The sequence below is a fragment of the Pseudarthrobacter naphthalenicus genome, from assembly GCF_029076445.1.
In the GTDB taxonomy this organism is placed as follows: domain Bacteria; phylum Actinomycetota; class Actinomycetes; order Actinomycetales; family Micrococcaceae; genus Arthrobacter; species Arthrobacter naphthalenicus.
Map to the genome: position 1 here is coordinate 1 of NZ_JARESG010000021.1, position 26666 is coordinate 26666.

The 26666-nt window shown below is 66.4% G+C and carries 21 protein-coding genes, 2 tRNA genes and 1 riboswitch; of the genes, 21 read left to right on the plus strand and 2 right to left on the minus strand.

Annotation, left to right across the window (positions count from 1 at the left end):
* The first annotated feature begins 463 nt into the window (after positions 1-463).
* From ileS to ndk, 4 genes are read left to right on the plus strand one after another with little or no spacing between them, the layout of a single operon-like run.
* The gene (gene ileS, locus PY310_RS17310) at positions 464-3796 is read left to right on the plus strand and encodes an isoleucine--tRNA ligase (RefSeq protein ID WP_275215707.1); all 3333 of its coding nucleotides are present in this window, start codon (positions 464-466) and stop codon (positions 3794-3796) included.
* 3 nt (positions 3797-3799) lie between these two features.
* The gene (locus tag PY310_RS17315; protein ID WP_275215708.1) at positions 3800-5158 is read left to right on the plus strand and encodes a bifunctional folylpolyglutamate synthase/dihydrofolate synthase; all 1359 of its coding nucleotides are present in this window, start codon (positions 3800-3802) and stop codon (positions 5156-5158) included.
* A 2-nt stretch (positions 5159-5160) separates the two neighbouring features.
* Entirely contained in the window at positions 5161-5607 is a 447-nt protein-coding gene (locus PY310_RS17320; RefSeq protein ID WP_275215709.1) for a DUF4233 domain-containing protein, read from the plus strand.
* Between the two features lie 37 nt (positions 5608-5644).
* Positions 5645-6064, plus strand: coding sequence for a nucleoside-diphosphate kinase (gene ndk, locus PY310_RS17325; RefSeq protein WP_275215710.1), 420 nt, complete (start codon positions 5645-5647; stop codon positions 6062-6064).
* A 118-nt stretch (positions 6065-6182) separates the two neighbouring features.
* Here the strand turns inward: ndk and PY310_RS17330 are convergent, their stop codons facing one another.
* Positions 6183-6887, minus strand: coding sequence for a vitamin K epoxide reductase family protein (locus PY310_RS17330; RefSeq protein ID WP_275215711.1), 705 nt, complete (start codon positions 6885-6887; stop codon positions 6183-6185).
* A 498-nt stretch (positions 6888-7385) separates the two neighbouring features.
* Between PY310_RS17330 and PY310_RS17335 the strand changes: the two genes are divergently transcribed.
* The 13 genes from PY310_RS17335 to PY310_RS17395 all read left to right on the plus strand — a co-directional run bounded on the left by PY310_RS17335 (position 7386) and on the right by PY310_RS17395 (position 21146).
* Positions 7386-10778 carry an Rne/Rng family ribonuclease gene (locus PY310_RS17335; RefSeq protein WP_275215712.1) on the plus strand — a complete coding sequence of 1131 codons (3393 nt, stop codon included), beginning with the start codon at positions 7386-7388 and terminating at the stop codon, positions 10776-10778.
* A 114-nt stretch (positions 10779-10892) separates the two neighbouring features.
* Positions 10893-10990, plus strand: a riboswitch (TPP riboswitch).
* Positions 10973-12670 carry a bifunctional hydroxymethylpyrimidine kinase/phosphomethylpyrimidine kinase gene (locus tag PY310_RS17340; protein WP_275215713.1) on the plus strand — a complete coding sequence of 566 codons (1698 nt, stop codon included), beginning with the start codon at positions 10973-10975 and terminating at the stop codon, positions 12668-12670. Its footprint overlaps the riboswitch before it by 18 nt.
* Before the next feature lie 270 nt (positions 12671-12940).
* Positions 12941-13249, plus strand: a complete 309-nt coding sequence (gene rplU, locus PY310_RS17345; RefSeq protein WP_255769572.1) for a 50S ribosomal protein L21 — start codon at positions 12941-12943, stop codon at positions 13247-13249.
* Positions 13250-13308: 59 nt separating this feature from the next.
* Positions 13309-13572: a 50S ribosomal protein L27 gene (gene rpmA, locus PY310_RS17350; RefSeq protein WP_120949928.1), complete on the plus strand. Its 264-nt coding sequence runs from the start codon at positions 13309-13311 to the stop codon at positions 13570-13572.
* A gap of 116 nt (positions 13573-13688) precedes the next feature.
* Positions 13689-15278 carry a GTPase ObgE gene (gene obgE, locus PY310_RS17355; protein ID WP_275215714.1) on the plus strand — a complete coding sequence of 530 codons (1590 nt, stop codon included), beginning with the start codon at positions 13689-13691 and terminating at the stop codon, positions 15276-15278.
* Positions 15268-16419 (plus strand): glutamate 5-kinase, encoded by a 1152-nt coding sequence (proB, locus tag PY310_RS17360; protein ID WP_275215715.1) that lies wholly within the window; start codon positions 15268-15270, stop codon positions 16417-16419. Before obgE ends, proB begins: the two co-directional genes overlap by 11 nt.
* 26 nt (positions 16420-16445) lie before the next feature.
* Entirely contained in the window at positions 16446-17822 is a 1377-nt protein-coding gene (locus PY310_RS17365) for a glutamate-5-semialdehyde dehydrogenase (protein WP_275215716.1), read from the plus strand.
* 76 nt (positions 17823-17898) lie between these two features.
* A complete protein-coding gene (locus tag PY310_RS17370) occupies positions 17899-18132 on the plus strand; it encodes a hypothetical protein (protein WP_275215717.1) in 234 nt (77 codons plus the stop codon).
* Position 18133: 1 nt separating this feature from the next.
* Positions 18134-18802, plus strand: a complete 669-nt coding sequence (gene nadD / locus PY310_RS17375; RefSeq protein ID WP_419095516.1) for a nicotinate-nucleotide adenylyltransferase — start codon at positions 18134-18136, stop codon at positions 18800-18802.
* Positions 18803-18809: 7 nt separating this feature from the next.
* Complete coding sequence (locus PY310_RS17380; protein ID WP_275215718.1) at positions 18810-20192, plus strand: hypothetical protein; 1383 nt, start codon at positions 18810-18812, stop codon at positions 20190-20192.
* A 45-nt stretch (positions 20193-20237) separates the two neighbouring features.
* Complete coding sequence (gene rsfS / locus PY310_RS17385; RefSeq protein ID WP_275215719.1) at positions 20238-20639, plus strand: ribosome silencing factor; 402 nt, start codon at positions 20238-20240, stop codon at positions 20637-20639.
* A gap of 98 nt (positions 20640-20737) precedes the next feature.
* Positions 20738-20810 (plus strand) — tRNA-Ala (locus tag PY310_RS17390).
* Positions 20811-21070: 260 nt separating this feature from the next.
* Positions 21071-21146 (plus strand) — tRNA-Ala (locus PY310_RS17395).
* 82 nt (positions 21147-21228) lie between these two features.
* Here the strand turns inward: PY310_RS17395 and PY310_RS17400 are convergent.
* Complete coding sequence (locus PY310_RS17400) at positions 21229-22536, minus strand: class I SAM-dependent methyltransferase (RefSeq protein WP_275215720.1); 1308 nt, start codon at positions 22534-22536, stop codon at positions 21229-21231.
* Between the two features lie 84 nt (positions 22537-22620).
* Here PY310_RS17400 and PY310_RS17405 point away from each other — a divergent pair, with 84 nt between their 5' ends.
* The 4 genes from PY310_RS17405 to PY310_RS17420 all read left to right on the plus strand — a co-directional run bounded on the left by PY310_RS17405 (position 22621) and on the right by PY310_RS17420 (position 26600).
* Positions 22621-22974, plus strand: coding sequence for a zinc ribbon domain-containing protein YjdM (locus PY310_RS17405; protein WP_275215721.1), 354 nt, complete (start codon positions 22621-22623; stop codon positions 22972-22974).
* Positions 22975-22993: 19 nt separating this feature from the next.
* On the plus strand, positions 22994-24052 hold the full coding sequence (locus PY310_RS17410; RefSeq protein WP_275215722.1) for an FAD-dependent oxidoreductase: 1059 nt from the start codon (positions 22994-22996) through the stop codon (positions 24050-24052).
* A gap of 41 nt (positions 24053-24093) precedes the next feature.
* On the plus strand, positions 24094-25239 hold the full coding sequence (locus PY310_RS17415) for a class I SAM-dependent methyltransferase (RefSeq protein ID WP_275215723.1): 1146 nt from the start codon (positions 24094-24096) through the stop codon (positions 25237-25239).
* A gap of 158 nt (positions 25240-25397) precedes the next feature.
* On the plus strand, positions 25398-26600 hold the full coding sequence (locus PY310_RS17420) for an ROK family transcriptional regulator (protein ID WP_275215724.1): 1203 nt from the start codon (positions 25398-25400) through the stop codon (positions 26598-26600).
* Positions 26601-26666 lie beyond the last annotated feature (66 nt).

Genomic DNA, 26666 nt, shown 5'->3' on the forward strand with positions numbered 1-26666 from the left:
TAGTGAGCTCCATGAAAACGGGCATAACCCGCATCCGCTGCCACCGCCGGAAACCACGCCGCTACGCGGAGGTTTTCAATTGAGGCAACGTATCCGGCTACGCGGAGGTTTTCTATGAGTCAACGCGGGGAATGGCGGTGAACGGCCCGGCGATAGTAGACTCTATGGTGGCTATGACCCGGCTATCACCGGTGAGCTTCCGGAAGAACGCACCGACCGCCTGGAAACCGGCAGCGGTGTCATTAGAACCGGACGGGTATGCCCGTTACAGCTGTAATGAGCGGCCGGTGCGGCCCCGGCTCTTCGCGGAGCAGGTGCAGCGCCGGTAAGTGAGGTGGTACCGCGGTCAGTGTGTCGTCCCGGGACAACAGTCCCAGGACAACACAGGAGCCGTCCTCGCATCCTGAAAAGAACCGGCCGGCAGTGTCCGGACGGTTCACCAGTTCAACCCAGGATGTCGAGAATGACGTATTATCCCAAAGCCTCATCTTCCCCTTCGGCCACCGCTTCGAGCGGCGCCGGCGTCTCTGCCTCCGTTAAGTTCCCGGAGATCGAAGAGCGCATCCTGAAGTACTGGGAGCAGGACGGCACCTTCCAGGCCAGCATCGACCAGCGCAGCGTCGATGCGCCCGGCGGCCAGCCGGGCAGCAACGAGTTCGTCTTCTACGACGGACCTCCCTTCGCCAATGGCCTCCCGCACTATGGCCACCTGCTGACCGGTTACGCCAAGGACCTGGTGGGCCGCTACCAGACCCAGCGCGGCCGCCGGGTTGAGCGCCGCTTCGGCTGGGACACCCACGGGCTGCCCGCCGAACTCGAAGCCATGAAGCAGCTGGGCATGACGGACAAGACCCAGATCGAGGCCATGGGCATCGACAAGTTCAACGATGCCTGCCGAGCCTCGGTCATGAAGTACGCCGACGAGTGGAAGAGCTACGTCACCCGCCAGGCCCGCTGGGTGGACTTCGACAACGACTACAAGACGCTCAATGTCGAGTACATGGAGTCCGTTCTCTGGGCCTTCAAGCAGCTGCACGAAAAGGGCCTGACCTACAACGGCTACCGAGTGCTGCCGTACTGCTGGAAGGACGAGACGCCGCTGTCCAACCATGAACTGCGCATGGATGACGACGTCTACAAGAACCGCCAGGACCAGACCGTTACCGTCACCTTCCCCATCACGGCGGGGGAGTCGGAGCTGTCCCGGCAGCTGGCCGGCGTTCAGGCGCTTGCCTGGACCACCACCCCCTGGACGCTGCCCACGAACCTTGCGCTCGCCGTCGGCCCTTCCATCACTTACGCCGTCCTCCCTGCCGGTCCCGGTGGCGTGAAGGCTGCCGCGCCGGACGCGCCGGTCACCGGCAGCTTCCTGCTGGCCGCCGACCTGCTCTCGACGTATGCCAAGGACCTGGGCTACGAGGACTTCGCCTCCGCCGAGGCCGCCGTCGTGTCAACCCACACGGGCGCGGAACTTGAGGGCCTGCAGTACCAGCCGCTGTGGCACGATTTCAGCGACACCGAAAAGTACGGCACCCAGAACGCCTGGCGCTTCCTGGTGGCGGATTACGTCACCACCACCGACGGCACCGGCATCGTGCACCAGGCCCCCGCCTACGGCGAGGACGACCAGAAGGTCTGCGAAGAAGCAGGCATCCCGGTGGTCCTGTCCGTGGACGAAGGTGCCAAGTTCCTGCCGCTCTTCAGCCACGGCGACCTTCACGACATCGTGGGCCTGCAGGTGTTCGACGCCAACAAGCCCATCACCCAGGTGCTCCGCGGCCAGGGACGCCTGGTCCGCCAGGCCAGCTACGAGCACAGCTACCCGCATTGCTGGCGCTGCCGCAACCCGCTGATCTACCGCGCAGTGTCCTCCTGGTACGTGGAAGTGACCAAGTTCAAGGACCGGATGTCCGAGCTGAACCAGGAGATCAACTGGATCCCGGGGAACGTCAAGGACGGCCAGTTCGGCAAGTGGCTGGCCAACGCCCGCGACTGGTCCATCAGCCGCAACCGCTACTGGGGCAGCCCCATCCCGGTGTGGCAGTCCAGCGACCCCGAATTCCCGCGCACCGACGTCTACGGCTCCCTCGCCGAGATCGAGGCCGACTTCGGCCGGCTGCCGCTGAACAAGGCCGGCCAGGTGGACCTGCACCGCCCCTTCATCGACGAACTGACCCGGCCGAACCCGGACGATCCCCGGACCCCCGAAGAGGGCCAGTCCGTGATGCGCCGCGTGGAGGACGTCCTGGACGTCTGGTTTGACTCCGGCTCCATGCCGTACGGCCAGGTCCATTACCCGTTCGAAAACGAAGCCTGGTTCGACACGCACAACCCGGCCGACTTCATTGTGGAGTACATCGGTCAGACCCGCGGCTGGTTCTACATGCTGCACATCCTCTCCACCGCGCTCTTCGACCGGCCGGCCTTCCGGAACGTCATCAGCCACGGCATCGTGCTGGGCTCTGACGGGCAGAAGATGTCCAAGAGCCTGCGCAACTACCCCGACGTCTCCGAAGTCCTGGACCGCGACGGGTCAGATGCCATGCGCTGGTTCCTGATGTCCAGCCCCATCCTGCGCGGCGGAAACCTGGTGGTCACCGAACAGGGAATCCGCGACGGCGTCCGCCAGGTCATTCTGCCGCTGTGGAATGTCTACAGCTTCTTTACGCTGTACACCAACGCCGCGAACGCTGCTGCAGGACAAGCGGCCGGGTACGAGGCAAAGCTTCGCTACGACGGCTACGCCGACACCCTGGACCAGTACCTGCTGGCCAACACCGGGGACCTGGTCCGCAACATGACCGCGCAACTGGACAGCTACGACATCTCCGGCGCCTGCGACGAACTGCGCAGCTACCTGGACATGCTCACCAACTGGTACGTGCGCCGCAGCCGCCAGCGCTTCTTCGATGAAAGTGCCGACGCGTTCGACGCCCTGTACACCGCGCTGGAGACGGTGTCCCGCGTGGCCGCCTCGCTGCTGCCGCTGGTCTCCGAGGAGATCTGGCGCGGCCTGACCGGGGGCCGCTCAGTGCACCTGGCCGACTGGCCGGACGCTGACCTCTTCCCGGCCAACGCCGCGCTGGTGGAAGCGATGGACCGCGTGCAGCAGATCTGCTCCACCGGGTCCTCGCTCCGCAAGGCCGCGAACCTCCGCGTCCGCCTGCCGCTGCAGGAACTGACTGTCGTGGCACCCGGCGCGGATGCGCTGGAAGGTTTCGCCGCCGTCGTCGCCGATGAACTGAACATCCGTTCCGTCCGGCTGCTGGACGCAGAGAGCGCCTCCCCGGAGGAATTCGGCATCGAGCAGAAGCTCGTGGTCAACGCCCGGGCCGCCGGACCGCGCCTGGGCAAAAACGTCCAGCAGGCCATCAAGGGCTCCAAGTCCGGCGACTGGTCCGTTTCCGACGAGGGCGTGGTCACCGCCGGTGGTCTGGAGCTGGAACCGCAGGAGTACACCCTGGAGACTGTGGTGGCAGAGGCCGACGGCGGATCGGCGTCAGTAGCGGTGCTGCCCGGCGGCGGATTCGTGGTGCTCAACACTGAGCTCACCCCGGAGCTCGAAGCCGAAGGAACCGCCCGCGATCTGGTGCGGGCCATCCAGCAGGCACGCAAGGACGCCGGGCTGAATGTCAGCGACCGGATCCGGACCACCGTGACGGCCAGCCAGGCTGTCCTGGATGCGCTGGTGGCCAACACCGAGCTGGTCAAGACCGAAACCCTGACCCTTGAGCTGGACACTGTTCCGGCCGAGTCCGGCGACCCCCGCATCACCGTCGAAAAAGCAGAGGCCTGAGCCATGACTGACGAATTTTCCGTAGAAAGCGTCTACGCCGAGCTGCTGGGGCGTGCGCCCGAAAACAAGATGGAGCCGCGGCTGGCGCCCCTGTTCCGGGCCATGGACGTTCTGGGCGAGCCCAACAAGGCGTACCCGATCATCCACGTCACCGGTACCAATGGCAAGACCTCCACGGCCCGGATGATCGAAGCCGGGCTGCGTGCCCACGGCCTGAGCACCGGCCGCTACACCAGCCCGCACCTGTCCAAGGTCACCGAGCGCATCAGCATCGACGGCCACCCCGTCAGCGACGAAACATTCGTCCGCATCTGGGATGAGATCCGGCCCTACCTGCAGATTGTCGATTCCGAGCTGGAGGCCGAAGGGGAGCCCCGGCTGACCTATTTTGAGTGCCTGACCATTCTGGGCTTCGCCATCTTCGCTGACCAGCCGGTTAACGTTGCCGTCATCGAGGTGGGCCTCGGCGGCATCACCGACGCCACCAACGTGGGCGACGGACAGGTCTCGGTGATCACGCCCATCTCGCTGGACCACACGGACCTGCTGGGCGACACCACCGAAGACATCGCCTACGAAAAGGCCGGCATCATCAAACCCGGCGGCTACCTCGTCAGCGCCGCACAGCCTGTTGACGCTGCCCAGGTGCTGCTTGAAAAGGCCAAGGACGTAGGGGTGCCGTTCCGCTTCGAAGGCGTCGAATTCGGCGTCGAGTCACGGACCGTTGCCGTGGGCGGGCAGGTAGTCAGCATCCAGGGCATCGCCGGCCGGTACCCGGACCTGTTGTTGCCGCTGCACGGCGCGCATCAGGCCCAGAACGCCGCGGTGGCCGTGGCAGCGCTCGAAGCCTTCTTCGGCGGCGAGAAGGAATTGGACCCAGAAGTGCTGCAGGAAGCCTTCGCGTCCGTCACCTCGCCGGGCCGGCTGGAGGTTGTCCGGACCGCACCCACCATCATTGTGGATGCAGCCCACAACCCGGACGGCATCAAAGTCTCCGCCGAAGCAATCCAGGAAGCCTTCACCTTCACCCGGCTTGTCCCGGTGGTAGGGGTGCTGAAGGAGAAGGACGCCGAGGAGATCCTGCGCCAGCTCAAGGAATCCCTGGGCGGCCTGGCGGAGGAATACTGCTTCACGCAGTCCAACTCCCCGCGCGCTGTCCCGGCGGCGGAGCTGGCGGAACTGGCCGTGGAACTGGGGTTTGGCGAGGACAACATCCACATTGCGGAGAAGCTCGACGACGCCCTGGAGTGGGCTGTGGAACGTGCTGAAGCCAACGATGACCTGTCCGGCGGCGTCCTGGTGACCGGTTCGATCACCCTGGTGGCCGAGGCCCGGATCCTGCTTGGAAAGACGGAGGCCTAGCCGTGGCAAAGCTGACCAAGGCACAACGTGAATGGCGTCCGGGGATGCCCAAAAAGCGGCGTTCCACCAAGGTGATGTTCGCCTCCACGGTCCTGCTGCTCGAAGCTTTTGTGGTCTTTTTTGCCACCCTTGCCGTCTTCGGACTCAGGCGCGGTGAATTCCCGCCGGCCCTGATTCTGGGGACCGGCATTGCGCTCAGCCTGGTCATGGTATTCGCCTGTGCGGTGCTCTCCAAGCCGTGGGGAGTGGCACTGGGCTGGATCCTTCAGATCGTGCTGATCCTCACCGGAATCGTGGAGCCGATGATGTTCCTGGTGGGCGCACTGTTCGGCCTGGCTTGGTGGTACGGGATCCGCACCGGGATCAGGATCGACTCGGAGTCCGCGCAGCGCGAACGCGAGCAGGCTGAATGGAACGCCGCGCACGGGGACACCCCGCCGGCCTCGTAGACTTGTCCCGAAACCCCCCAAACGCATTGGAGCAACTGTGAGCATTGAGCGCACCCTCGTTTTGATCAAGCCCGACGGCGTGGCCCGCAACCTCAGCGGCGCTATCCTGAGCCGCATTGAGGCCAAGGGGTACACCCTCGCCGAGCTGAAAAAAGTTGACGCCAGCCGCGAACTCCTGGAGCAGCACTACGAAGAGCACGTGGGCAAGCCGTTCTACGAGCCCCTTGTGGAATTCATGCTGAGCGGCCCGGTAGTGGCCGCGATCTTCGAAGGCCACCGCGTCATTGAAGGCTTCCGGTCCCTCGCCGGAACCACCGACCCCACCACGGCTGCCCCCGGGACCATCCGTGGCGACTTCGGCCGCGACTGGGGCCTGAAGGTCCAGCAGAACCTGGTTCACGGCTCCGACTCCGTGGACTCGGCCGAACGCGAAATCAAGATCTGGTTTCAGGGCTAGGGAACGCGGGGTCTCTTAAAGCCCGCTCCGGGCTGTCCATCGGGCACCAAGTGACCCCGCCCCGCGCACACAGAAAAGCCCCCGTTTCTTCGGAAACGGGGGCTTTTCTCTGTGTGTGCTAGAAGCCGGACGTGCCCGCGAACACTTGAATAAAGGCGAAGAAGATGGTGGCGATGACGGCGACATAGAGCAGCGCCGTGATGATCCAGCCCGAATCGCCCAGGACCTTGGCCGCGCCTGAGGGCATGGGGATCACGCCGTGGCTAATATTCCTGATGGTGACCCAGACGAACAGCGGGATCATGGCCGCCCAGACGATCATGCAGAACGGGCACAGGATGTGGATCGAGTACAGCGCCTGGGACCACAGCCACACCACAAACGCGAAACCCAGGGTGACGCCGGCCTGAAGCCCCACCCAGTACCAGCGGGCAAACGTGGCGCCGGACAGCAGGGCCATGCCCGCGGTGATGATGACGGCGAAAGCCACAATGCCGATGAACATGTTGGGGAACCCGAACACCGCGCTCTGCCAGGTCTGCATCACCTGGCCGCAGGAAATCCAAGGATTCACGTCGCACACTGTGACGTGGTTGGGATCCTTGAGGACTTCGAGCTTTTCCAGGACCAGGGTTCCCGAGGCAAGCCAGCCGATGATGCCCGTGATCACCATCAGCCAGCCGAAAGGCCGGTTGCGGGTCATGCGCGGCAGGCCGGGTGCCGTCCTCTCCGCCACCTCGCTGGAAGGTGTTCCAGCGGGGGAGGCCCCGACCGTGCGGGAAGCAGGCGTGGTGTCGGTACCGTGCGGGGACATACTGGGCATGGTGTCTGGCGTCCTTTGTTTCGGGTGCTCCTAGCCCGATTGTAACGCCGGCGGCTGAACACACCCCTCAGCAAATAGGGCGGCTCGGCCAGCACCGCACCTCAGCCGCCCTGGCAGCCCGGCTCTCCGGAGCGGATTCGTTGACCGCGCTTCCGCAGTCCCGGGGCCGGGGTGTGAGAGAATGAACATGGCTGGAGGCCGACCCACATTCGGACTCCGGTCCGGTGGCTTGTTTCAAGACCGCCAATGATGAGCAGGGCAGGCTTTGGATTCTCTGATCCGGCCTCCCGCAATTCCATTGGTCGGCACCTGGTTGTGGCGTGTAGAACAACGGGTTTCAGGACACAGCCGACGGCTCCCACGGGCTGCCGCACCCCATTGCCGGTGCGAACCTGGGAGTATCCACTTGACTTCTGTCAACGCCTGCGGGTTTTGACAATAGGTGCCCCATTGGGTGCCGGATGTGGCGGCACATCAGGGGCAGGAGTGTAGCTACATATGGAAAATGAACACGTACCAGCCGTTAATGCTGAAACAGGGGCTCCTGAAACTCCCGAGGTGCCGCCGAAGGCTCCCCGAACCCGCCGCAAAGCGGCCCCGAAGGCGGCGGTCGCAACATCCGCCGCTGAGCCGTCCCTGACCGATACCGACGCTGGGACTGCCGCGGTCCTGGAGTCAGTTGCCGTCGTTGAGGCTGCCGCGGACACCAAGGCCCCCGTCCGCCGGACCCGCGCCCGCAAGAAGCCCGAAGCCGCGGAACCGCTGCCGGCCTTCGCCGTGGAGAACACTGAAACCTCCGCCGCGGAAGGGGAAGCGGCGCCTGCCACGGCCGGCCCCGCGGCTTCCGAGCCGGCGGACGCCGACACGAAGCCGGTCCGCCGCCGTCGGGTAGCCACCCGAAAGACCTCCGCGCCGAACGTTTCAGCACCGGAAGCCGCTGCCGTGCCGGCAGAACCGGCAGCCGCTGGCACCCCCGCCGCCGAAGCGCAGGACGCGCCTGGCGCCGCTGCCCCCGCCACAACGCCTGCTGCCGCACCTGCCGCTGTAACCCCGGCCGCTGTAACCCCGGCCGCTGTAACCCCTGCCGCGGAAACCGCGGCTGCTGTGACCGCACCTGCTGCAACCCCCGCAACAGATACCCCTGACCAGGTTGCTGCTCCGGCCGAAGAGCCGGCCAGCCCGTTTGGTTCGCTGTTCCTGGAACCGGGCTCAGCCACATCGGTCCTGTTCCAGGCACCGGACCTGACCGCCGTCGTCCGCCCTGTTCCGGCAGCGGTGGAAGAGGCGGAAGAGGACGACGCCGAAGAGGGCGAAGGCGATGACGCCAACGGCCGCCGGCGTCGCCGCAGCCGCGGCCGCCGAGGCCGCAGCCGCGCCGGTGATACCGACGCCGGGGCCGACACCGACGGTTCCGAAGGCGCCGAGGACGGTGCCGGTGACGACGACGAGGAAAACGCCGTCCAGAACGACGAAGGGGTGACCTCCCGCCGTCGCCGCCGCCGCCGCCGTGGCGACCAGGACCTGGAGCTGACCGGGGGCGGAGACGACGATCCGCCCAACACGGTGACCCGGGTACGGGCTCCGCGGGCAGTTACCGAAGCGCCGGTCAACAACCGCGTGACCAGTGTGAAGGGCTCCACCCGGCTCGAAGCCAAGAAGCAGCGCCGCCGCGAATCCCGCGACACCGGCCGCCGCAGGACCGTGATCACCGAGGCCGAGTTCCTGGCCCGCCGCGAATCCGTGGACCGTCAGATGATCGTCCGCCAGCGCGACGACAGAATCCAGATCGGTGTCCTCGAGGACGGCGTCCTGGCGGAGCACTTTGTCTCCAAGACCCAGCAGGACTCCCTGATCGGCAACGTCTACCTCGGCAAGGTGCAGAACGTCCTGCCCTCCATGGAAGCGGCATTCGTTGACATCGGTCGCGGCCGCAACGCCGTGCTGTACGCCGGTGAAGTGAACTGGGACGCGGTTAACCTCGAAGGCAAGCAGCGCCGGATCGAAAATGCGCTCAAGTCAGGGGACACCGTCCTGGTCCAGGTGACCAAGGACCCCGTGGGACACAAGGGTGCCCGGCTGACCAGCCAGATCTCCCTCCCGGGCCGTTACCTGGTCTACGTCCCGGGGGGCTCGATGACGGGCATCTCCCGCAAACTGCCCGACGTCGAACGCAACCGCCTCAAGCGCATCCTCAAGGACCGTTTGCCTGAGCACGCCGGTGTGATCGTCCGCACCGCCGCGGAGGGTGCCTCTGAAGAGGAACTCACGCATGACATCAACCGGCTGCGTGCACAGTGGGAGGGCATTGAAAGCCAGTCCACCTCCACCAAGATCCTCGCCCCCGAACTGCTGTACGGCGAACCGGACCTCACCATCAAGGTGGTCCGTGACGTCTTCAACGAGGACTTCTCGAAGCTGATCGTCTCCGGTGAAGAGGCCTGGGACACCATCGAGGCCTACGTAACCTACGTGGCCCCGGACCTGGTGGGCCGGCTGGAAAAGTGGACCAAGGACCAGGACATCTTCTCGGCCTGGCGGATCGACGAGCAGATCCACAAAGCACTCGAACGCAAGGTCTTCCTGCCCTCCGGCGGCTCGCTGGTCATCGACCGGACCGAAGCCATGACCGTGGTGGACGTCAACACCGGAAAGTTCACCGGCAGCGGCGGCAACCTCGAGGAAACCGTCACCAAGAACAACCTCGAAGCGGCCGAAGAAGTGGTCCGGCAGCTCCGGCTCCGGGACATCGGCGGCATCATTGTCATCGACTTCATCGACATGGTCCTTGAGTCCAACCGCGACCTCGTGCTCCGCCGCATGGTGGAATGCCTGGGCCGTGACCGCACCAAGCATCAGGTGGCTGAGGTGACTTCGCTGGGTCTGGTGCAGATGACGCGCAAGCGCATGGGCACCGGCCTGCTGGAAGTCTTCGGGGAACAGTGCGAGGCCTGCGCCGGCCGCGGAATTGTCACCCACGACGATCCTGTGGAGCACCGCCGCGCCAACACCGTCGCCGCCGAGCACCACGTGCAGCGGGCGGACACCCGGCCGGACACACAGCGGCCGGACAATCAGCGCAACGACGCCCGCCCGGAAGCCCAGCAGGGCGCCCGGACCGACCGGAAGCGCCGCCGCGGCCGCGGCGGCCAGCCGCTGGACGTAGCGCCGGCAGCTCCCGTGCAGATCCACACGGTCCACCCTGATCCGACAGATGCCGAACGCCATGCCAAGGCTGAAGCGACAAGGGTGGCCCTGGCCAACATCGCAGCCGCTGCACACGCCGCCCACCTGCACGACGAGGAAGTAGCCCAAGGCGCTGCCGGCAGCACCCCCGGCACGGCAACCCCTGCTTCGACGCCGGCACATCCGTCCGAAACGGACAGCACCGGCCGCCCTGCCGCGGTCCTCACGTTCGGCGGCGAGCAGGTGGTGCTGCCGTTCGTGGAGCATCACGAGGAACAGCCCCAGGCTCCGGCGCTGACCCTGGACCGCCTGGCGGAGGCGTTCGCCAAGCTTGGCGAACCGGCCCCGGCTGCCCCCGCCGAGCCTGCCCGTCCGGCGCCTTCGCAGGCCCAGGGCCAGGCACCCGCCCAGGCTCCCGCCCAGGCCCAGGCACCTGCCCAGGCTCCCGCCGTGGCGGAGAAGGACTATTCCGACCACACCGAGCAGCCCCGGGCCCGCCGTCCGCGGCGGAACCGGAGCGCGAGCCGAGCCCAGGGCGCAGCCAACGCCACCACGGTGGAGCATCACGAAGCCGTTCAGGTCGCCAGTGCCGGTCATACGCATGCTGCCAAGGCGCCGGAGCGCACCGAAGCCCGTGCGGCGGCTGCGCCGAAAGAAACCAACGCGCCGATTATCCTCGGCGTAGGAGTACCCGCTTCGGAACTCTGACCCGTTGGCTTGGACACCTCCACGGAAGCCCGCACAGCCCTTTTCCGGGGCGGTGCGGGCTTCCGCCGTTTCGGCTTCATGTGAGGCGGCAAACGCGGGTAAACGCTAGGGTGGGTTACTGACACGGGGTGCCGCGCAAAGGGCCGGCTGAGATCCACACCCGTTGAACCTGTCCGGTTAGTACCGGCGAAGGGATGTCTCCTTTGGCTTCGACCTATGTCCTTCCTCCCGCGTCCTCAGAATCTTCCAGCAGCCAGGAAACGCAATCTGCTGCGCAGGGTTCTGCCCGGCGCCCTGCACCCGGATCCTCGACGGCGGCGGCGGCGGGGGTGCGACATACTCCGCGGGTGCTGTCCATCGCAGGATCGGATCCGTCCGGCGGGGCAGGCATCCAGGCCGACCTCAAGAGCATCGCCGCCCTGGGCGGTTACGGCATGGCAGCCATCACCGCCCTGACCGCGCAGAACACCCGGGGGGTCCGGGATGTCCACGTGCCGCCGGCCGGCTTCCTGCGCCAGCAGCTTGACGCGATCAGTGATGACATCACCATCGACGCCGTCAAGATCGGCATGCTGGGCAACGCGGAGGTGATTGACACCGTCCGCAGCTGGCTCGAAAAGGTGCGTCCCGCCGTCGTTGTTCTGGATCCGGTCATGGTGGCCACCAGCGGGGACCGGCTGCTGGAAGAATCCGCGGAGGCTGCCCTGCGGACCCTGCTGCCGCTGGCGGACCTGATCACGCCCAACCTCGCCGAACTGGCGATCCTTGTGGCCGCGCCGCGCGCCCACAGCTGGGCCACCGCGCTGGAACAGGGCAAGCGCCTGGCCGCTGCCACCGGCGCCACCATCCTGGTCAAGGGGGGCCATCTCGACGGCGGTGCGTGCCCGGATGCCCTCGTCAACGCCGGGGGGCTGCTGTCACGCCCGGTGGTGGAAGTGGCCGGAGACCGGATTCCCACCCGCAACAGCCATGGCACCGGCTGCTCGCTGTCCTCGGCCATGGCCACGGCGCAGGCCAGGCTGGGGGACTGGGAGGCGTCACTGCGGGAGGTAAAGCCCTGGCTCGCGGGTGCACTTCAGGCGTCCGGGCTGCTGGAGGTGGGAAGCGGGAGCGGCCCAATTAACCATTTCCACCATTTCCACCAGCCTGAGGCCGGCGGGAAACCTGTTGGCGGTGCGCCGGTTCCGGCTGAATCCGCAGCCGGGGATCCCGCAGCCCAATCCGCAGCCGCGGAACTCACCGGCGAAGATTTCGCTGCGACCCTTCGCCGGGCGGCGGCCCCCGACCTGGACGCCATCTACCGGCTCGAATTCATCCGCGGGCTGGCGGCCGGCACTCTCGTAGAGGACCAGTTCGCCTACTACCTCGCCCAGGATGCCATCTATCTCAACGGCTATTCCCGTGCCCTGGCCCGGGCCAGCGCGCTGGCGCCTACGGAGGCCGCCCAGCTGTTCTGGGCCAGGTCCGCCCAACAGTGCCTCGAGGTCGAATCCGAGCTGCATCGCACCTGGCTCAGCACCCGCACCGTGGAGCGCATCCTGGGCCCGGTCACCAAGTCGTACGTGGATCACCTGCTTGCGGCCTCCGCCTCCGGCAGCTACGCCGTGCTGGTGGCGGCAGTCCTGCCGTGCTTCTGGCTCTACGCGGAAGTGGGCCAGACCCTGCATGCGCAGTTCCTGGCAGCGGGCGCACCCGAAGCCCACCCCTATGCCGAATGGTTGCGGACCTATGCCGACGAGGACTTCGCTCAGGCAACCCGCGAAGCGATCGCGATGGCCGGCGAGCCCGGCAGCAAGGCGTCCGCGGACGAACAGGCCGCAATGCTTCAGGCGTTCAGGCACTCCTGCCGATTCGAGCTGGATTTCTTCGACGCGCCGCGCCTGCACGCCTGAACGGCTGCGGTGTCTGCAGCCGGTATGATAGTCAGGCACGGTTTCGGATTGTCCGGACGGTTCACTAGTGGGACCTATCACAGACGACCGGCCGTAACCAGCCTCATTTGCAGCCGAAGGCGAAATTAGCGTATTCTAGATCTTCGGTGCTTACGCCAACACTTGGGTTATGATCCCACGGCGTTGAGGCACAGCGGGAATCCCAGCCAGTTTTGGTTCCGGGCCCGCACGCAAATTTAGTTATAAACGTCGAGAGAAGTGAGTTCCCAAGTGGTGTACGCGATTGTCCGCGCAGGCGGCCGGCAAGAGAAGGTCTCCGTTGGAGACTTCGTTACCCTCAACCGCGTCGCCGGTGGAGCTGGCAGCACCATTGAGCTGCCCGCCCTGCTCCTGGTGGACGGTGACAAGGTCACCTCCGCAGCTGCGGACCTGGCCAAGGTAACTGTTACGGCTGAGATCCTCAACGACCTCCGTGGTCCGAAGATCGTCATCCAGAAGTTCAAGAACAAGACCGGTTACAAGAAGCGCCAGGGTCACCGTCAGGAACTGACCAAGGTCAAGATCACTGGTATCAAGTAACCTTCGTTACTGTTCAGGTTTTCAGCAGATTCCCCAGAATTTAGAGGCAGGCATTTCAAATGGCACATAAAAAAGGCGCGAGCTCCACTCGCAACGGTCGTGACTCCAACGCCCAGTACCTCGGCGTCAAGCGCTTCGGCGGCCAGGTAGTTTCCGCAGGCGAGATCATCGTCCGCCAGCGTGGCACCCACTTCCACCCGGGCGCCGGCGTTGGCCGCGGCGGAGACGACACCCTGTTCGCACTGACCCCGGGAGCTGTCGAATTCGGCACCCGCCGCGGTCGCCGCGTTGTCAACATCGTTACCGCTGCAGCTGCAGAGTAACAAATAGTTCTGAAGCGGTGGAGCGGGCCATTTGGTCCGCTCCACTGTTCTTTTAACCGCATTACAATCATCTTGGCGCCTGCGGGCGTCCAGGAAACAGCACTGAGGAGATCCACGTGGCGAGCTTTGTAGACCGGGTAGTACTGCACGTATCCGGCGGTACCGGCGGCCACGGCTGTGTCTCCGTCCACCGCGAGAAGTTCAAGCCCCTGGGCGGTCCCGACGGCGGCAACGGCGGCGACGGCGGCGACGTCATCCTGCGCGTTGACCACCAGACCACCACCCTGCTGGACTACCACCACGCCCCCCACCGCCACGCCACCAACGGCGGACCCGGGATGGGGGACTGGCGCGGCGGCAAGAGCGGCGAGACGCTTATCCTGCCCGTGCCCGACGGCACCGTGGTCAAGTCCAAGGACGGCACCGTCCTGGCTGACCTCGTGGGCGAAGGCGCCGAATACGTTGCGGCCGCCGGCGGCCAGGGCGGCCTCGGCAACGCTTCACTGTCGTCGCAGAAGCGCCGTGCCCCGGGCTTCGCGCTCCTGGGCATCGAAGGGGAGTCCAGCGACATCGTCCTGGAGCTGAAGTCCATCGCGGACATCGCGCTGGTGGGGTTCCCCTCCGCGGGCAAGTCCAGCCTGATCGCCGCCATGTCTGCGGCCCGGCCCAAGATCGCCGACTACCCCTTCACCACGCTGATCCCCAACCTGGGCGTTGTCCAGGCGGGCGATGTCCGCTTCACCATCGCCGATGTCCCCGGACTCATAGAAGGCGCCAGTGAGGGCAAGGGCCTCGGCCACCACTTCCTGCGCCACGTGGAGCGCTGCGCCGCCCTGGTGCACGTGCTGGACTGCGGCACGCTGGAAGCGGACCGGGACCCGCTTTCGGACCTGGCCATCATCGAAGCCGAACTGGAAAAGTACGCGGTTGACATGAGCTACGCCGGCACGGACGGCGACGTGGTTCCGCTGAACCACCGCCCCCGCCTGGTGGCCCTGAACAAGGTGGACCTGCCGGACGGCAAGGACATGGCTGAATTCGTGCGTCCCGAGCTGGAGTCACGCGGCTACCGGGTCTTCGAAATTTCAGCGACGAGCCACGAAGGCCTCCGCCAGCTCGGCTTCGCCATGGCCGAAATTGTGCAGGCCGCCCGCGACACCCTCGCAGCCGCACCGCCGAAGGTCCAGCCGCCGGTCCTGAGGCCCCGCGCCGTCAACGAAGCAGGCTTCAAGATCCGCCGCGAAGAGAAGAACCTGGAGCCGCTGTTCCGCGTCCTCGGTGACAAACCCGTGCGCTGGGTCAAGCAGACCGACTTCACCAACGAGGAAGCCATCGGCTACCTCGCCGACCGCCTCGCCAAGCTGGGCGTGGAAAACGAACTGTTCAAGCAGGGCGCCAAACCGGGTGACACTGTGGTGATCGGCGAGGACGACGGCGTCGTCTTCGACTGGGAGCCCACCATGATGGCCGGCGCGGAACTCCTCGCTGCACCCCGCGGCACCGATGTCCGGTTCGCCGATATCGGCGACCGCCCCACCCGCGGCCAGAAGCGCGAGGAGCAGCAGGAACGCAAGGATGCCAAGGCCGCCGCGCGTGCCGAGCTCGAAGCCGAGCGCAAGGCTGGAATCTGGACCGAATCGGTCAGCAGCCGCCGCGTCGCCAAGCCGCTCAAGGAGAGTGGACTGGGCGCAGAAGATGACCAGTAGTTCTGCCACGGCGGCACCGCGACAGCGGACCGCCGACCGCAGCCTGCTCGCCGGCGCCCGCAGGATCGTTGTCAAAGTGGGTTCGTCGTCGCTGACCAGCATCAAAGGCGGCATCTCGGAGGAGGCGCTGACCGCCCTGGCGGATGCCTTGGCGGCCAAGCGCAACGCCGGTACGGAGATCATCCTGGTCTCCTCGGGCGCCATCGCTGCCGGACTCGCGCCGCTTGGCCTCGCCAAGCGGCCGCGTGACCTGGCCACGCAGCAGGCTGCGGCCAGCGTGGGCCAAGGCCTGCTGATGGCCCGTTACACGCAGGCCTTCGGTGCCCACGGCGTGACCGTCAGCCAGGTGCTGCTCACGGCCGATGACCTGATGCGGCGGAGCCAGCACACCAACGCTTTCCGCGCGCTGGACCGCCTCGTCAACCTGGGTGTGGTGCCGGTCGTCAACGAAAACGACACCGTGGCAACGCATGAGATCCGTTTTGGCGACAATGACCGGCTCGCTGCCCTGGTGGCGCACCTGGTTCGGGCCGACGCGCTGGTGCTGCTTTCCGACGTCGACTCCCTGTATGACGGGCCGCCCGCCCACGGGGCAAAGAGGATTCCCCTGGTGGAAGGCCCGCAGGACCTCGACGGCGTCACCATCGGCAAGGCAGGCAAAGCCGGGGTGGGCACCGGGGGTATGACCACCAAAGTCGAGGCCGCCACCATAGCTGCCGGCTCCGGCATCCACGCACTGGTCACCTCCACCACCAATGCCGCGGCAGCGCTGGCCGGTGAGGATGTTGGCACCTGGTTCACGGTGAACGGTGCCCGCAAGCCCGTACGCCTGCTGTGGCTGGCACACCTTGCCTCGGTCCGGGGACGGCTTATTCTCGACGACGGCGCCGTCAAGGCAGTGCGCCACCGCCGCACCTCCCTGCTCCCGGCCGGCATCTCCGCCGTCGAAGGCGACTTTGAAGCCGGGGACGCCATTGAAATGGTCAGCATGGACGGCACGGTCATCGCCCGCGGCCTGGTCAACTACTCCGCGGCAGAGTTACCCCAAATGCTGGGCCGGTCCACGAAGGAACTGGGCAAGGCCCTGGGGCGCGGCTATGACCGTGAAGTTGTTCACGTTGATGACCTGGTGCTGGTCTGAGGCCCTGACTCGCCTAAACTTGGATCATGACTGAGGCACTGACCCACGCTACTGCTGCGACTTCCGGAGACAACACGGGACTCTCCGATGCCCCGAAGGCGCCGGATGCCGCGTCGCCGAAGACTGCAGTGTCCGTGTCGGCGGAGGAGGTCGAGGCTGCCGTCCACGCCATTGCTGACCGCTCCAAGCAGGCAGCCCGCCGGATGTCCCGCGCCAACCGGGCTTGGAAGGACCGCGGCCTCCGCGCCATCGGCGCCGCCCTCCTGGAACGCAAGAGCATCATCCTGGCGGCCAATGCCAAGGACGTGGCGGCAGGCAAGGCGAACGGAACCTCGGCGGCCATGCTGGACCGGCTGACCCTTACCGACGCCCGGATCACCGGGCTGGTGGACGCATTGGAGAACCTGGCCACGCTGCCGGATCCCGTAGGCAACGTGGTCCGCGGCCAGACCCTGCCCAACGGCCTGCGGCTGCGCCAGATTAACGTACCCATGGGCGTGGTGGCAGCTATCTACGAAGCCCGTCCCAACGTGACCGTTGACATCGCCGGCCTCGCGCTGAAGAGCGGCAACGCCGTCATCCTCCGCGGCGGCACGGCTGCGGCCGCCACGAATGAAGCCCTGGTCCAGGTGCTCCGTGACGCCCTGAACAGCGTTGGCCTGCCCTCGGACGCCGTGCAGACGGTGGACCAGTACGGCCGGGAAGGAGCCAACGCGCTGATGCGGGCGCGTGGCCGTGTGGACGTCCTGATTCCCCGCGGCGGCCGGGACCTGATTCAGTCCGTTGTGCTGAACGCCGCCGTTCCCGTCATCGAGACCGGCGAAGGTAACGTCCATATCTTCATCGACGAATCCGCCAGTGAAGAGATGGCAGTGGACATCCTGTTGAACGCAAAAACCCAGCGGCCCAGCGTGTGCAACACCGTGGAAACGCTGCTGGTCCACTCCCGCTCCACGGTGCTGCCGGCCGTTGCCGCCGCACTGCGCGGTGCCGGCGTCACCCTTCACGCGGACGATCGCATCCGCGCCGCCCTGCCTGCTTCCATCGAATCCACCCCCGCCACGGATGAGGACTGGGGTACCGAGTACATGGACCTCGATCTCGCTGTGGCCATGGTGGACAGCCTCGATGACGCTGTGAAGCACATCCGCACCTGGTCCACCGGCCATACCGAAGCGATCCTCACGAACAACTTGGCCAACGCGGAACGGTTCATTGCGGAGATCGACTCTGCGGCCGTGATCGTCAACGCGTCCACGCGGTTCACCGACGGCGGGGAGCTGGGCCTGGGTGCCGAAGTGGGCATCTCCACCCAGAAGCTGCATGCCCGCGGCCCGATGGGCCTCACCGAGCTCACCACCACCAAGTGGATCGTGCAGGGCGAGGGCCAGGTCCGCGGCTAACAACGCGGTAACATAGACAGAAGTCCGGAACGGCGGGAAGATCCGCTGCCCACATCCTTGAACCCTAGGGGAGAAAATGCTGCTCCAGCAGATCGCCATGACCGTTGCCGCCGCCGTTGAACATGAGGAAGCGGCCCCGCTCATAGCGCCACCGTTCGTGATCGGCGGCGTGATGTTCGCGATCCTGCTGGCGCTGATGTTTATCACGCTGTCCTACTCCAACCTGGGCAACCGCCACACCGCGACCGAAGAGCACGCGGATCCGCACCGCCAGCACCCCAACAAGCACGACCGCGGCCAAGGCCACTGACATTTCCCGTGTTCTGCACCGTGAAGGTGCGAAAGAACGGCTGCGCCTGGGCGTGATGGGCGGGACTTTTGATCCCATCCATCACGGCCACTTGGTTGCGGCCAGTGAGGTGGCCGCCAAGTTCGGCCTGGATGAAGTGGTCTTTGTCCCCACCGGCCAGCCATGGCAGAAGACGCATAAACACGTCAGCAAGCCTGAGCACCGGTACCTCATGACGGTGATCGCGACTGCATCGAATCCCCGGTTCACCGTCAGCAGGGTGGATATCGACAGGCCTGGCCCCACGTACACCATCGATACCCTGCGTGACCTGCGGACCCAGCGCCCCGATGCGGACCTGTTCTTCATCACCGGCGCGGACGCCCTGGCACAGATCCTGTCCTGGAAAGACATCGATGAGCTGTGGTCGCTGGCCCACTTTGTCGGCGTGACCCGGCCGGGGCATGTGCTCGACGGGATGGGCCGGAAGGACGTCAGCCTGCTGGAGGTGCCCGCCATGGCCATCTCCTCCACGGATTGCCGCACCAGGGTGGCCGCGAACAATCCCGTCTGGTACCTGGTACCGGACGGAGTGGTGCAATACATCGCCAAATATGGGCTGTACGCCGAGGGTTTTCCGCCCGAAGCTGAGCAACTTACCGAAACAGACGAGCCAGCAAGTACTGAATGAGTTTTCAATGAGTCAGGAACAGCCCCCCGTCCGCAGCCGCCGCGAACTGCGGCAGGCCAGAGATGAGAAGACGGCTACCGGGTCCACGGTCCCGGGCCAGGTTTCGCCTGCCTCAAAACAACGCCGCGCGGCCGACGCGCCGGTGGATTCAGTCCCGGAAAAAACACAGGCCCAGCGGTCATCGGAAATCCGGGCGCGGGACCGTGCCGCGCTGCGCACCATCAAGGAACTTGAAGAAAAGGAAGGGCAGCTTTCGGCGGGCGGTCCTCCCACCCGGCGGCAACTGAGGCTCCAGCAACTCAAGGAACAGGCTGTCACCTCAGCGAACCCCATCATCGCCGCCCCGATGGGCAAGCCGCTTCCGGCAGCTCCAGGCTCCCCGGCCGCAGCACCCGGTGCTCCGGCACCAGGCACTCCGGTACCCGGCAGTAAGGCACCCGGCACGGCAGCGGGCAGGGCTTCCACCGCCGGCACGCCCGCACCGGGTATCCCGGCAGCCGGTCCGTCAACTCCCGCCGGAGGAACGGGCCTGCCGGACGGCATGAGCGTGGAGCAGGCCCTGGCGACGCGTGCCCTCATTGCCGAGCAGGCCAAGAACCAGCTTGCCAAAATGGAGCACATCGCCTCCCTCGACCCCGAGGCTGTGGACCCGGACATCCTCGCGGAACAGATCGCCCTCGCGGAGCGTGCCGCCGTCCTGAACCGCCGGGCCATGGCCAAGCAGAAGCTGGCCGAGCAGGCGGTGGCTTCCGCTCCACAGAGCCCCCAGGCACAGAGCACCCAGGCACAGGGCCCCCACGGGCAGGCGGCAGCCACCCAGGCCGTGTCCGCCCAGACCGCTGCCGGCCGGCCGGCCGCTCAGCCAGGTCCCGCCGCCGGTCAGTCGGGTCCCGCAACCGCGGACAACCTGGCCATGGTTACGCCGCTTGAATTCGTCCAGGTTCCGGGTGTCGACCGGCCGGTCATGAAACCGCCGGCGACCACCTACGTGCCTGTGCAGACCCAGCCTGGAGCCAAAGTCCGGCCAGGCGGCAAGAACCGCCGGCCCTCTCCCGCATCCAGGCAGGCCGGCGCCGCACCGGCAGCGGGGAGCCCGTCGGGCCGGTCGCGGGTCATCGCCCGGGCCGAAGCTGCCGCCCGGGCGGCGTCAGAGCCGAAGCGCCTGGTTTCGGCAGTGCCGGACGATACTTCGGCCGAGGCTGAAGGTCTTTTCGAGGACATGCACCGCGTACCCGCACGCTCCGCCCATGGGCTGGAACCGCTGGACGCGGCAACGGCAGGCCTGGCCCGCGCCAACCGGCTCCGGCTCATGCAGGTCATCGTTTTGGTCTTCGGAATTGTGGCCCTCATTTCGGGCGTCATCCTCATCGCCACCGGTCTCTCCCGCTAACCGGCTGCGCCCCCTACAAAACTTTAGAAAACTACAAGGAGTCCCGTGACTGCATCAGATTCATCCATCGCCACAGCCCGCCACGCCGCCAAGGCCGCCGCGGACAAGATCGCCCACGACATTGTGGCGCTCGATGTCAGCGAACGCCTCGCCCTGGCGGACGTCTTCCTCATCGCATCGGCCCCCAGCGAACGCCAGGTCAACGCCATCGTGGACGGCATTGAAGAAGAACTCTCCAAGCAGGATCTCCGCCCGGTCCGCCGCGAAGGCCGCGCCGGCGGCCGGTGGGTACTGCTGGACTACTCTGACATCGTGATCCACGTCCAGCACGAGGAAGACCGCGTCTTCTACGCCCTGGAGCGCCTCTGGAAGGACTGCCCCGTCGTCGACCTTCAGCTTGCCGACGACGCATCCGCGAAGGCATCAGCCGCTTCGGAATCCGAATAACCGGCCGTACCGGCCCGAATATGCCCGATTTGGAATTTTCGGAAATGCTGGTCTAAGATATTTGAGTTGCTCCGGAGATCACGGGGCAGCGAAGGTCCGGGGCTGTGGCGCAGCTGGTAGCGCACCTGCATGGCATGCAGGGGGTCAGGGGTTCGAGTCCCCTCAGCTCCACCGGATAGTCCGCCGGAATCGAAAGATTCCGGCGGACTTTTTTGTTGCCCGTTACGCCCGCGCTGGCGACACACAATTCCCCCTCATGTGGTCTTTTCCCGCCCGCGTTCCCGGGGGAGAAGTCCCATCGGCGGGGACTTCTCCCGTCGCCGCAGCTGACCGCCCGGCCAGCTCGCCCTCCGATTGGCGCACGGCCCGGATTTCCATTAAGCTAATCAGGTTGCTTCGAGCGGCCCGAAAGGCCGGGGGAACAACGATTTGGGGCTGTGGCGCAGCTGGTAGCGCACCTGCATGGCATGCAGGGGGTCAGGGGTTCGAGTCCCCTCAGCTCCACCAAGCCGGACCATCCGTCCACAAAAAGAGCCACCCCCAGGGGTGGCTCTTTTTGATTATCCGCCTGCCGGCCGGGACCGGGCAGCTAGATCCAGTCCGTCCGGCGCAACGGCGGCTGCGCACCGCCGGCGCGTTGAACCAGGATCTGGTTCACTCCGGTCAGGCCGGATTCGAATCCGAGGGCGCTGGAGGCCATGTACAGCCGCCAGATCCTCGCCCGGCCCAGGCTGGTGAGGGCAACTGCCTCGTCCCAGTTGGTTTCCAGCCGCCGCACCCATGCCCGCAAAGTCAGGGTGTAGTGCTGCCGCAGGGCCTCCACGTCAAGAATCTCGAACCCGCCGCCTTCGAGCGCGGTAACCATTTCGCCGAGGCCCAGCATTTCGCCGTCCGGGAACACATAGCGCGGGATGAAGGAATCGGGGTCAGGTTTGGTTGGCCGGGCATTCCAGGAGATGGCGTGGTTGAGCAGCCGGCCCCCAGGCCGGAGCAGCGAGTGCAGCGTGTCCACATAGTGCGGCGTCTGTTCCCGGCCGACGTGCTCGGACATGCCGATCGAACTGATCGCGTCAAACGGCCCGTCATCGATATCCCGGTAATCCTGCACGCGGATGTCGACGTTTTCGGTCAGGCCCGCCTCGGCGGCCCGTTTGCGTGCAAGCACGGCCTGCTCGGAGGACAGCGTCACGCCAACGACCGTGACCCCGTAATTCTGTGCAGCGTGCAGGGCAAAGCTGCCCCAGCCGCAGCCCACGTCCAGCACCCTCATCCCGGGCTGGAGGCCGAGCTTCCGGCAGACCAGGTCAAGCTTGGCCCGCTGCGCAGCGTCCAGACCCGCCGGGAGCCCCTCGGTGCCGGCGGCCGAAGCCTCACTCCACACAGCGCACGAGTACACCATCGATGAACCGAGCACGAGGGCGTAAAAGTCGTTGCCGACGTCGTAATGGTGTGAAATTGCCGCAGCATCCCGCTGCCGCGTGTGGAGCCGGCCCTTGCGGGTAATCCTTGCTTCTTCGGGCGGGGGCGCAGGATTGGGTCCCACCGCCCCGAGCCGGACCGCCGTCCGCAGCAGTGTGCCCAGTTCGCGGGGTGTCAGCGGCCGGAAGGGACCCGGTTCGGAAAACTTGCCCGCCGAGCTCAGGGCAGTGAAGGCGGCGAAGATGTCGCCAGGCGCGTCGATGTCCCCGGCAACATACGCCCGGCTCAGCCCCAGCTGACCGGGCGACCACAAAATCCGCCGCAACGCCCGGCGGTGCCTGAACTCCAGCACGGGTGCGTCCGGCGGCCCCGCCTCTGAACCGTCCCACGCACGTAACCTCAGCGGTATTTCATCTGTACCCAGGACAATGCCCAATGCTTTCGCCAGCAGCGGTGCTGCCCGATTCTCCGTTGCCATGCTCGGTGCCTTTCTTCAGGTATGGCCCAACAGTACGACGGCGGCGCGCGCCTGTCAGTGCGGCGGCCCGATTATCATGGGGGTGTGAATGAGTCCCTGCCGCCGTGCCCGGAATGTGCCAGTGTCCACACCTACGAGATGGGTGCGCTGCTGGTCTGCCCGGAGTGCGGCCATGAGTGGGCCCCCGGGACGGCGCCCGACGACGGGGAACCGGGGCCGCGGATCATCAAGGATGCGGTGGGCAACGTCCTCGCGGACGGGGACACCGTGACGGTGGTCAAGGACCTGAAGATCAAGGGAAGTTCCGGTGTGATCAAGGTGGGAACCAAGGTCCGCGGCATCAGGCTCGTCGACGGCGTGGGAGACCATGACATCGACTGCAAGGTGGACGGAGTGGGGCCCATGCAGCTGAAATCCTCCGTGGTGAAGAAGGTCTAGCGGAATCCGGCCTGCGGACATGGAAAACGGAACCACCGACGTTGTGGTCATCGGCGCCGGGCAGGCGGGTCTTTCCGCGGCCTACCACCTGAAGCGCCGGGGGCTGGGATACACGATCCTCGACGCCGAGCAGGGCCCGGGCGGTGCGTGGCGGCACCGCTGGAAGAGCCTGATCATGGAAACGGTGAACGGCATCAGCGACCTCCCCGGAATTGCCAAGCCCGATGTGGACCCGGCGGAACCCAGCTCAGAATTCCTGAGCAGGTACTTCGAGGCCTATGAACGGCAACTCGGGATTGAAGTCCTGCGCCCGGTCAAGGTCTCCTCCGTTGCCAGGGAAGACACGGATCCGGCCGGCCGCCTTCTGGTCAGATCCGATCACGGCGATTGGACGGGCAAAGCCGTCATTAACGCCACCGGCACCTGGACCAGGCCTTTCTGGCCCATCTATCCGGGCCGCGCCACCTTCCTCGGCCGGCAGCTGCACGTGGCCGACTACGTCTCGGCTGAGGAGTTCCGCGGTAAACACGTCATTGTGGTGGGCGGCGGGATTTCCGCCGTCGGGCTGGTGGATGAGATCTCCCGGATCACCACCACCAGCTGGTTCACCCGCCGCGAGCCCGAATGGCGTGACGCCACCTTCGACGCAAAAGCGGGGCACGACGCCGTCGCCCTCGTGGAGGAGCGCGTCAGGCTGGGACTGCCCCCGCAGAGCGTTGTTGCCGTGACCGGCCTGATCCGGACACCTGCCCTGCAGGCTGCGGAAAAGCGCGGCGCGTTGCGGCGGCAGCCCATGCTCACGTCCATCGAGCCCGACGGCGTCCGCCTCACCGACGGCAGCCTCCTCCGGGCGGATGTGATCCTGTGGGCCACCGGCTTCCGCGCGGAGCTTGAACACCTCGCGCCGCTGCACCTGAGGGGACCCGGCGGCGGGATCGCCATGGACGGAACCCAGGTGGCAGCCGAGCCGCGCGTGCACCTCGTGGGCTACGGGCCGTCGTCGTCCACCATCGGGGCGAACCGTGCGGGCAGGGCGGCAGTGGCTGCCATTCTGAAATTGCCCGCATTCCAGCAGTGACAACCCAACCACCCGGCACACCGGCAAACGGCAGGAACAACGTGGCAGAGAACAGCCTTGACAACATCCTCGGCAGGCTCAGGCGGTACCCCGATGTTGAGGCGCCCAACCTGCAGGCCTGGGACGCCACGGACAGGCTCCTGCTCGAAGCCGCCGCCGGCCGCGTGGATGCGCCGGGCAGCCTGGCAGTAATCGGTGACCGCTACGGCGCCCTTACCTTGGGGGCCTTGGCGGTCCTGGGCGTCGGGCAGGTCCGGGTCCACGAGGACCTCATCACGGGGGAGCGTGCCCTGCGGAACAACGCCGCCGTCCTGGGGTTGGCAGGCTACCAGCAGCTTCCTTTGGGGGAAAAGTTGCTCGCCGGTGCCGGGACCGTGCTGCTCCAGCTGCCCCGCACGCTGGCGGAGCTCGAGGAAATCTCCCACGCCGTGGCCCGGTACGCCGCCCCGGAGGTGGTGCTCATCGCCGGCGGGCGGGTCAAGCACATGTCACTGGGGATGAACGCTGTCCTGGAGCGTCACTTCCAAACCGTCCAGCCCCAACTGGCGCGGCAGAAATCACGGCTGATCATTGCCGGCGACCCCAAGCCCGTACCTGGCGAAGGTGCGGCCGCACGCAGCCCCGGGCCCGTCGTCGAACACCTCGCCGAGCTGGACCTCGACGTTGCAGCCTACGGCGCGGTTTTCGCCGGCACGAAGCTGGACATCGGCACCAGGTTTCTCCTGACCTTTCTGCCGCAAATGCCCGCCGCCGCGCACGCTGTGGACCTCGGGTGCGGGACGGGGATCCTCGCCGCCATGTACGCGAAGGCGAACCCCGCGGCGCGCGTCACAGCCACAGACCGCTCCGCCGCTGCCGTCACCTCGGCCGAAGCCACCGCCCGGGCCAACGGCCTCACGGACCGGATCACGGCGCTCCAGGACGACGCCATGAGCGCCCTGCCCGCCGCAAGTGCCGACCTGGTCCTGCTGAACCCGCCGTTCCACCTGGGCGCCAGCGTGCATGCCGGGGCAGGGCTCAAGCTGTTTGGGGCGGCGGCCAGGGTCCTCGCTCCCGGCGGTCAGTTGTGGACGGTCTTCAACCGGCACCTGCAGTACCTGCCGGCCCTGGAACGGCTGGTGGGTCCCACCACGGTCAAGGGCAGCAACCACAAATTCACGGTGGCGGTCAGCACCAAACGGGCCTGACCACGGGACCGCGCCGCAGTCCGCCTCCGGCTCTGGGCGTTGAACTGGCGGTAACGTAGCATTCAGACATCACCAGAACCCGGCCGCAAATACTAGGGGAGACCGTGCCAGACATACGCCAGCCCTCGGCTCCACGGCGCGGGACCAACCTACCGCGCATGGGGGACTTCAACCTGACGGTGATCCTCGATGCCATCCGCCGCTCATCCGGAGGCCTGAGCCGCGTTGAGCTGGCTCAGATCGTAGGCCTTTCCCCGCAGACCATCTCAAACATCTCGCGCCGGCTGTTGGACCAGCACCTGATTGTCGAAGCCGGCAAAGAAGGCAGCGGACCGGGCAAACCCCGCACCATGCTGCGACTGAACCCGGCCGGAATGTACGCCGTGGGCGTCCACCTGGACCCTGCCGTGACCACCTTTGTGGTCCTCGACCTCGTCGGCGCAGTTGTGCAGCACGCCCGCATCAAAACCCCGGGCGGGAATGATCCTGCCGCCGTGATCGCCACCATGGCCACCGAAATCGAACAGCTGGTTGCCGGGTCCGGCGTGGATGCAAGCAAGATCGCAGGCCTGGGCCTCGCCGCCCCCGGCCCCATCGACCTGGACAACGGCACCGTGGTTGACCCGCCGCTGCTGCCGGGCTGGGACCGTGTTGAACTCCGGAACGCCCTGGCCAAAGCCACCGGCTATTCCGTCCTGGTTGACAAGGACGTGACCAGTGCCGCCGTCGCCGAAACCTGGGCCGGCGGCCCCAGCGGTGCGGGCAGCTTCGTGTTCATGTACATGGGGACGGGCATCGGCTGCGGCATTGTGCTCAACGATGAAGTGGTGCGTGGAACATCGGGAAATGCGGGCGAGATCGGCCATATCATGGTGGATCCGGACGGGCCTCCCTGTGACTGCGGCCTGCGGGGTTGCGTGAAGTCCTCCGTGATTCCAAAGGTGCTGGTGGCGGAAGCCGTAGGCGCAGGGATTCTGGACGGCTCCGCGAACCACAACAACGGGGCAGAGGTCCAGCAGAGCTTCGCGCAGTTGTGCGACCTCGCCGATGCCGGCGACGAAAAAGCACTGGCCATCATCGACAAATCCGCAGTCCTCGTGGCGCGTGCCGTTTGTGTAGTCACCAACACGCTCGACGTCGAACGGGTGGTCTTTGGCGGCCCGTTCTGGAGCCGCATCGCGGACCGCTACCTGCAGAAGATCCCGGCCCTGGTGGATGCCAACAGCGCGGCCCGGCTGATCCACTCCATCGAGGTTGTGGGCACCGGGGTTGGTGAGGATGTGGGCGCCGTTGGCGCTGCCTGCCTGGTCCTGGAACACACGCTGGCGCCCCGGTCACAACGGTTGCTCCTGGAGGTTTAGCCGCAGTTCCTTGCCCCCCGGGGACCCCTACGGATATCCGCGGCTGGGGGCCCAGGGCAGCACTGT

What these genes read in the sequence shown, in the direction of transcription:
- PY310_RS17420 (WP_275215724.1), top strand. Translation starts at nt 25,398, where the DNA reads ATGGGGGACTTCAACCTGACGGTGATCCTCGATGCCATCCGCCGCTCA.
- PY310_RS17410 (WP_275215722.1), top strand. Translation starts at nt 22,994, where the DNA reads ATGGAAAACGGAACCACCGACGTTGTGGTCATCGGCGCCGGGCAGGCG.
- PY310_RS17370 (WP_275215717.1), top strand. Translation starts at nt 17,899, where the DNA reads ATGCTGCTCCAGCAGATCGCCATGACCGTTGCCGCCGCCGTTGAACAT.
- PY310_RS17340 (WP_275215713.1), top strand. Translation starts at nt 10,973, where the DNA reads ATGTCTCCTTTGGCTTCGACCTATGTCCTTCCTCCCGCGTCCTCAGAA.
- PY310_RS17400 (WP_275215720.1), bottom strand. Translation starts at nt 22,536, where the DNA reads ATGGCAACGGAGAATCGGGCAGCACCGCTGCTGGCGAAAGCATTGGGC.
- PY310_RS17380 (WP_275215718.1), top strand. Translation starts at nt 18,810, where the DNA reads ATGAGTCAGGAACAGCCCCCCGTCCGCAGCCGCCGCGAACTGCGGCAG.
- rpmA (WP_120949928.1), top strand. Translation starts at nt 13,309, where the DNA reads ATGGCACATAAAAAAGGCGCGAGCTCCACTCGCAACGGTCGTGACTCC.
- proB (WP_275215715.1), top strand. Translation starts at nt 15,268, where the DNA reads ATGACCAGTAGTTCTGCCACGGCGGCACCGCGACAGCGGACCGCCGAC.
- PY310_RS17330 (WP_275215711.1), bottom strand. Translation starts at nt 6,887, where the DNA reads ATGCCCAGTATGTCCCCGCACGGTACCGACACCACGCCTGCTTCCCGC.
- ileS (WP_275215707.1), top strand. Translation starts at nt 464, where the DNA reads ATGACGTATTATCCCAAAGCCTCATCTTCCCCTTCGGCCACCGCTTCG.
- PY310_RS17315 (WP_275215708.1), top strand. Translation starts at nt 3,800, where the DNA reads ATGACTGACGAATTTTCCGTAGAAAGCGTCTACGCCGAGCTGCTGGGG.
- PY310_RS17335 (WP_275215712.1), top strand. Translation starts at nt 7,386, where the DNA reads ATGGAAAATGAACACGTACCAGCCGTTAATGCTGAAACAGGGGCTCCT.
- PY310_RS17365 (WP_275215716.1), top strand. Translation starts at nt 16,446, where the DNA reads ATGACTGAGGCACTGACCCACGCTACTGCTGCGACTTCCGGAGACAAC.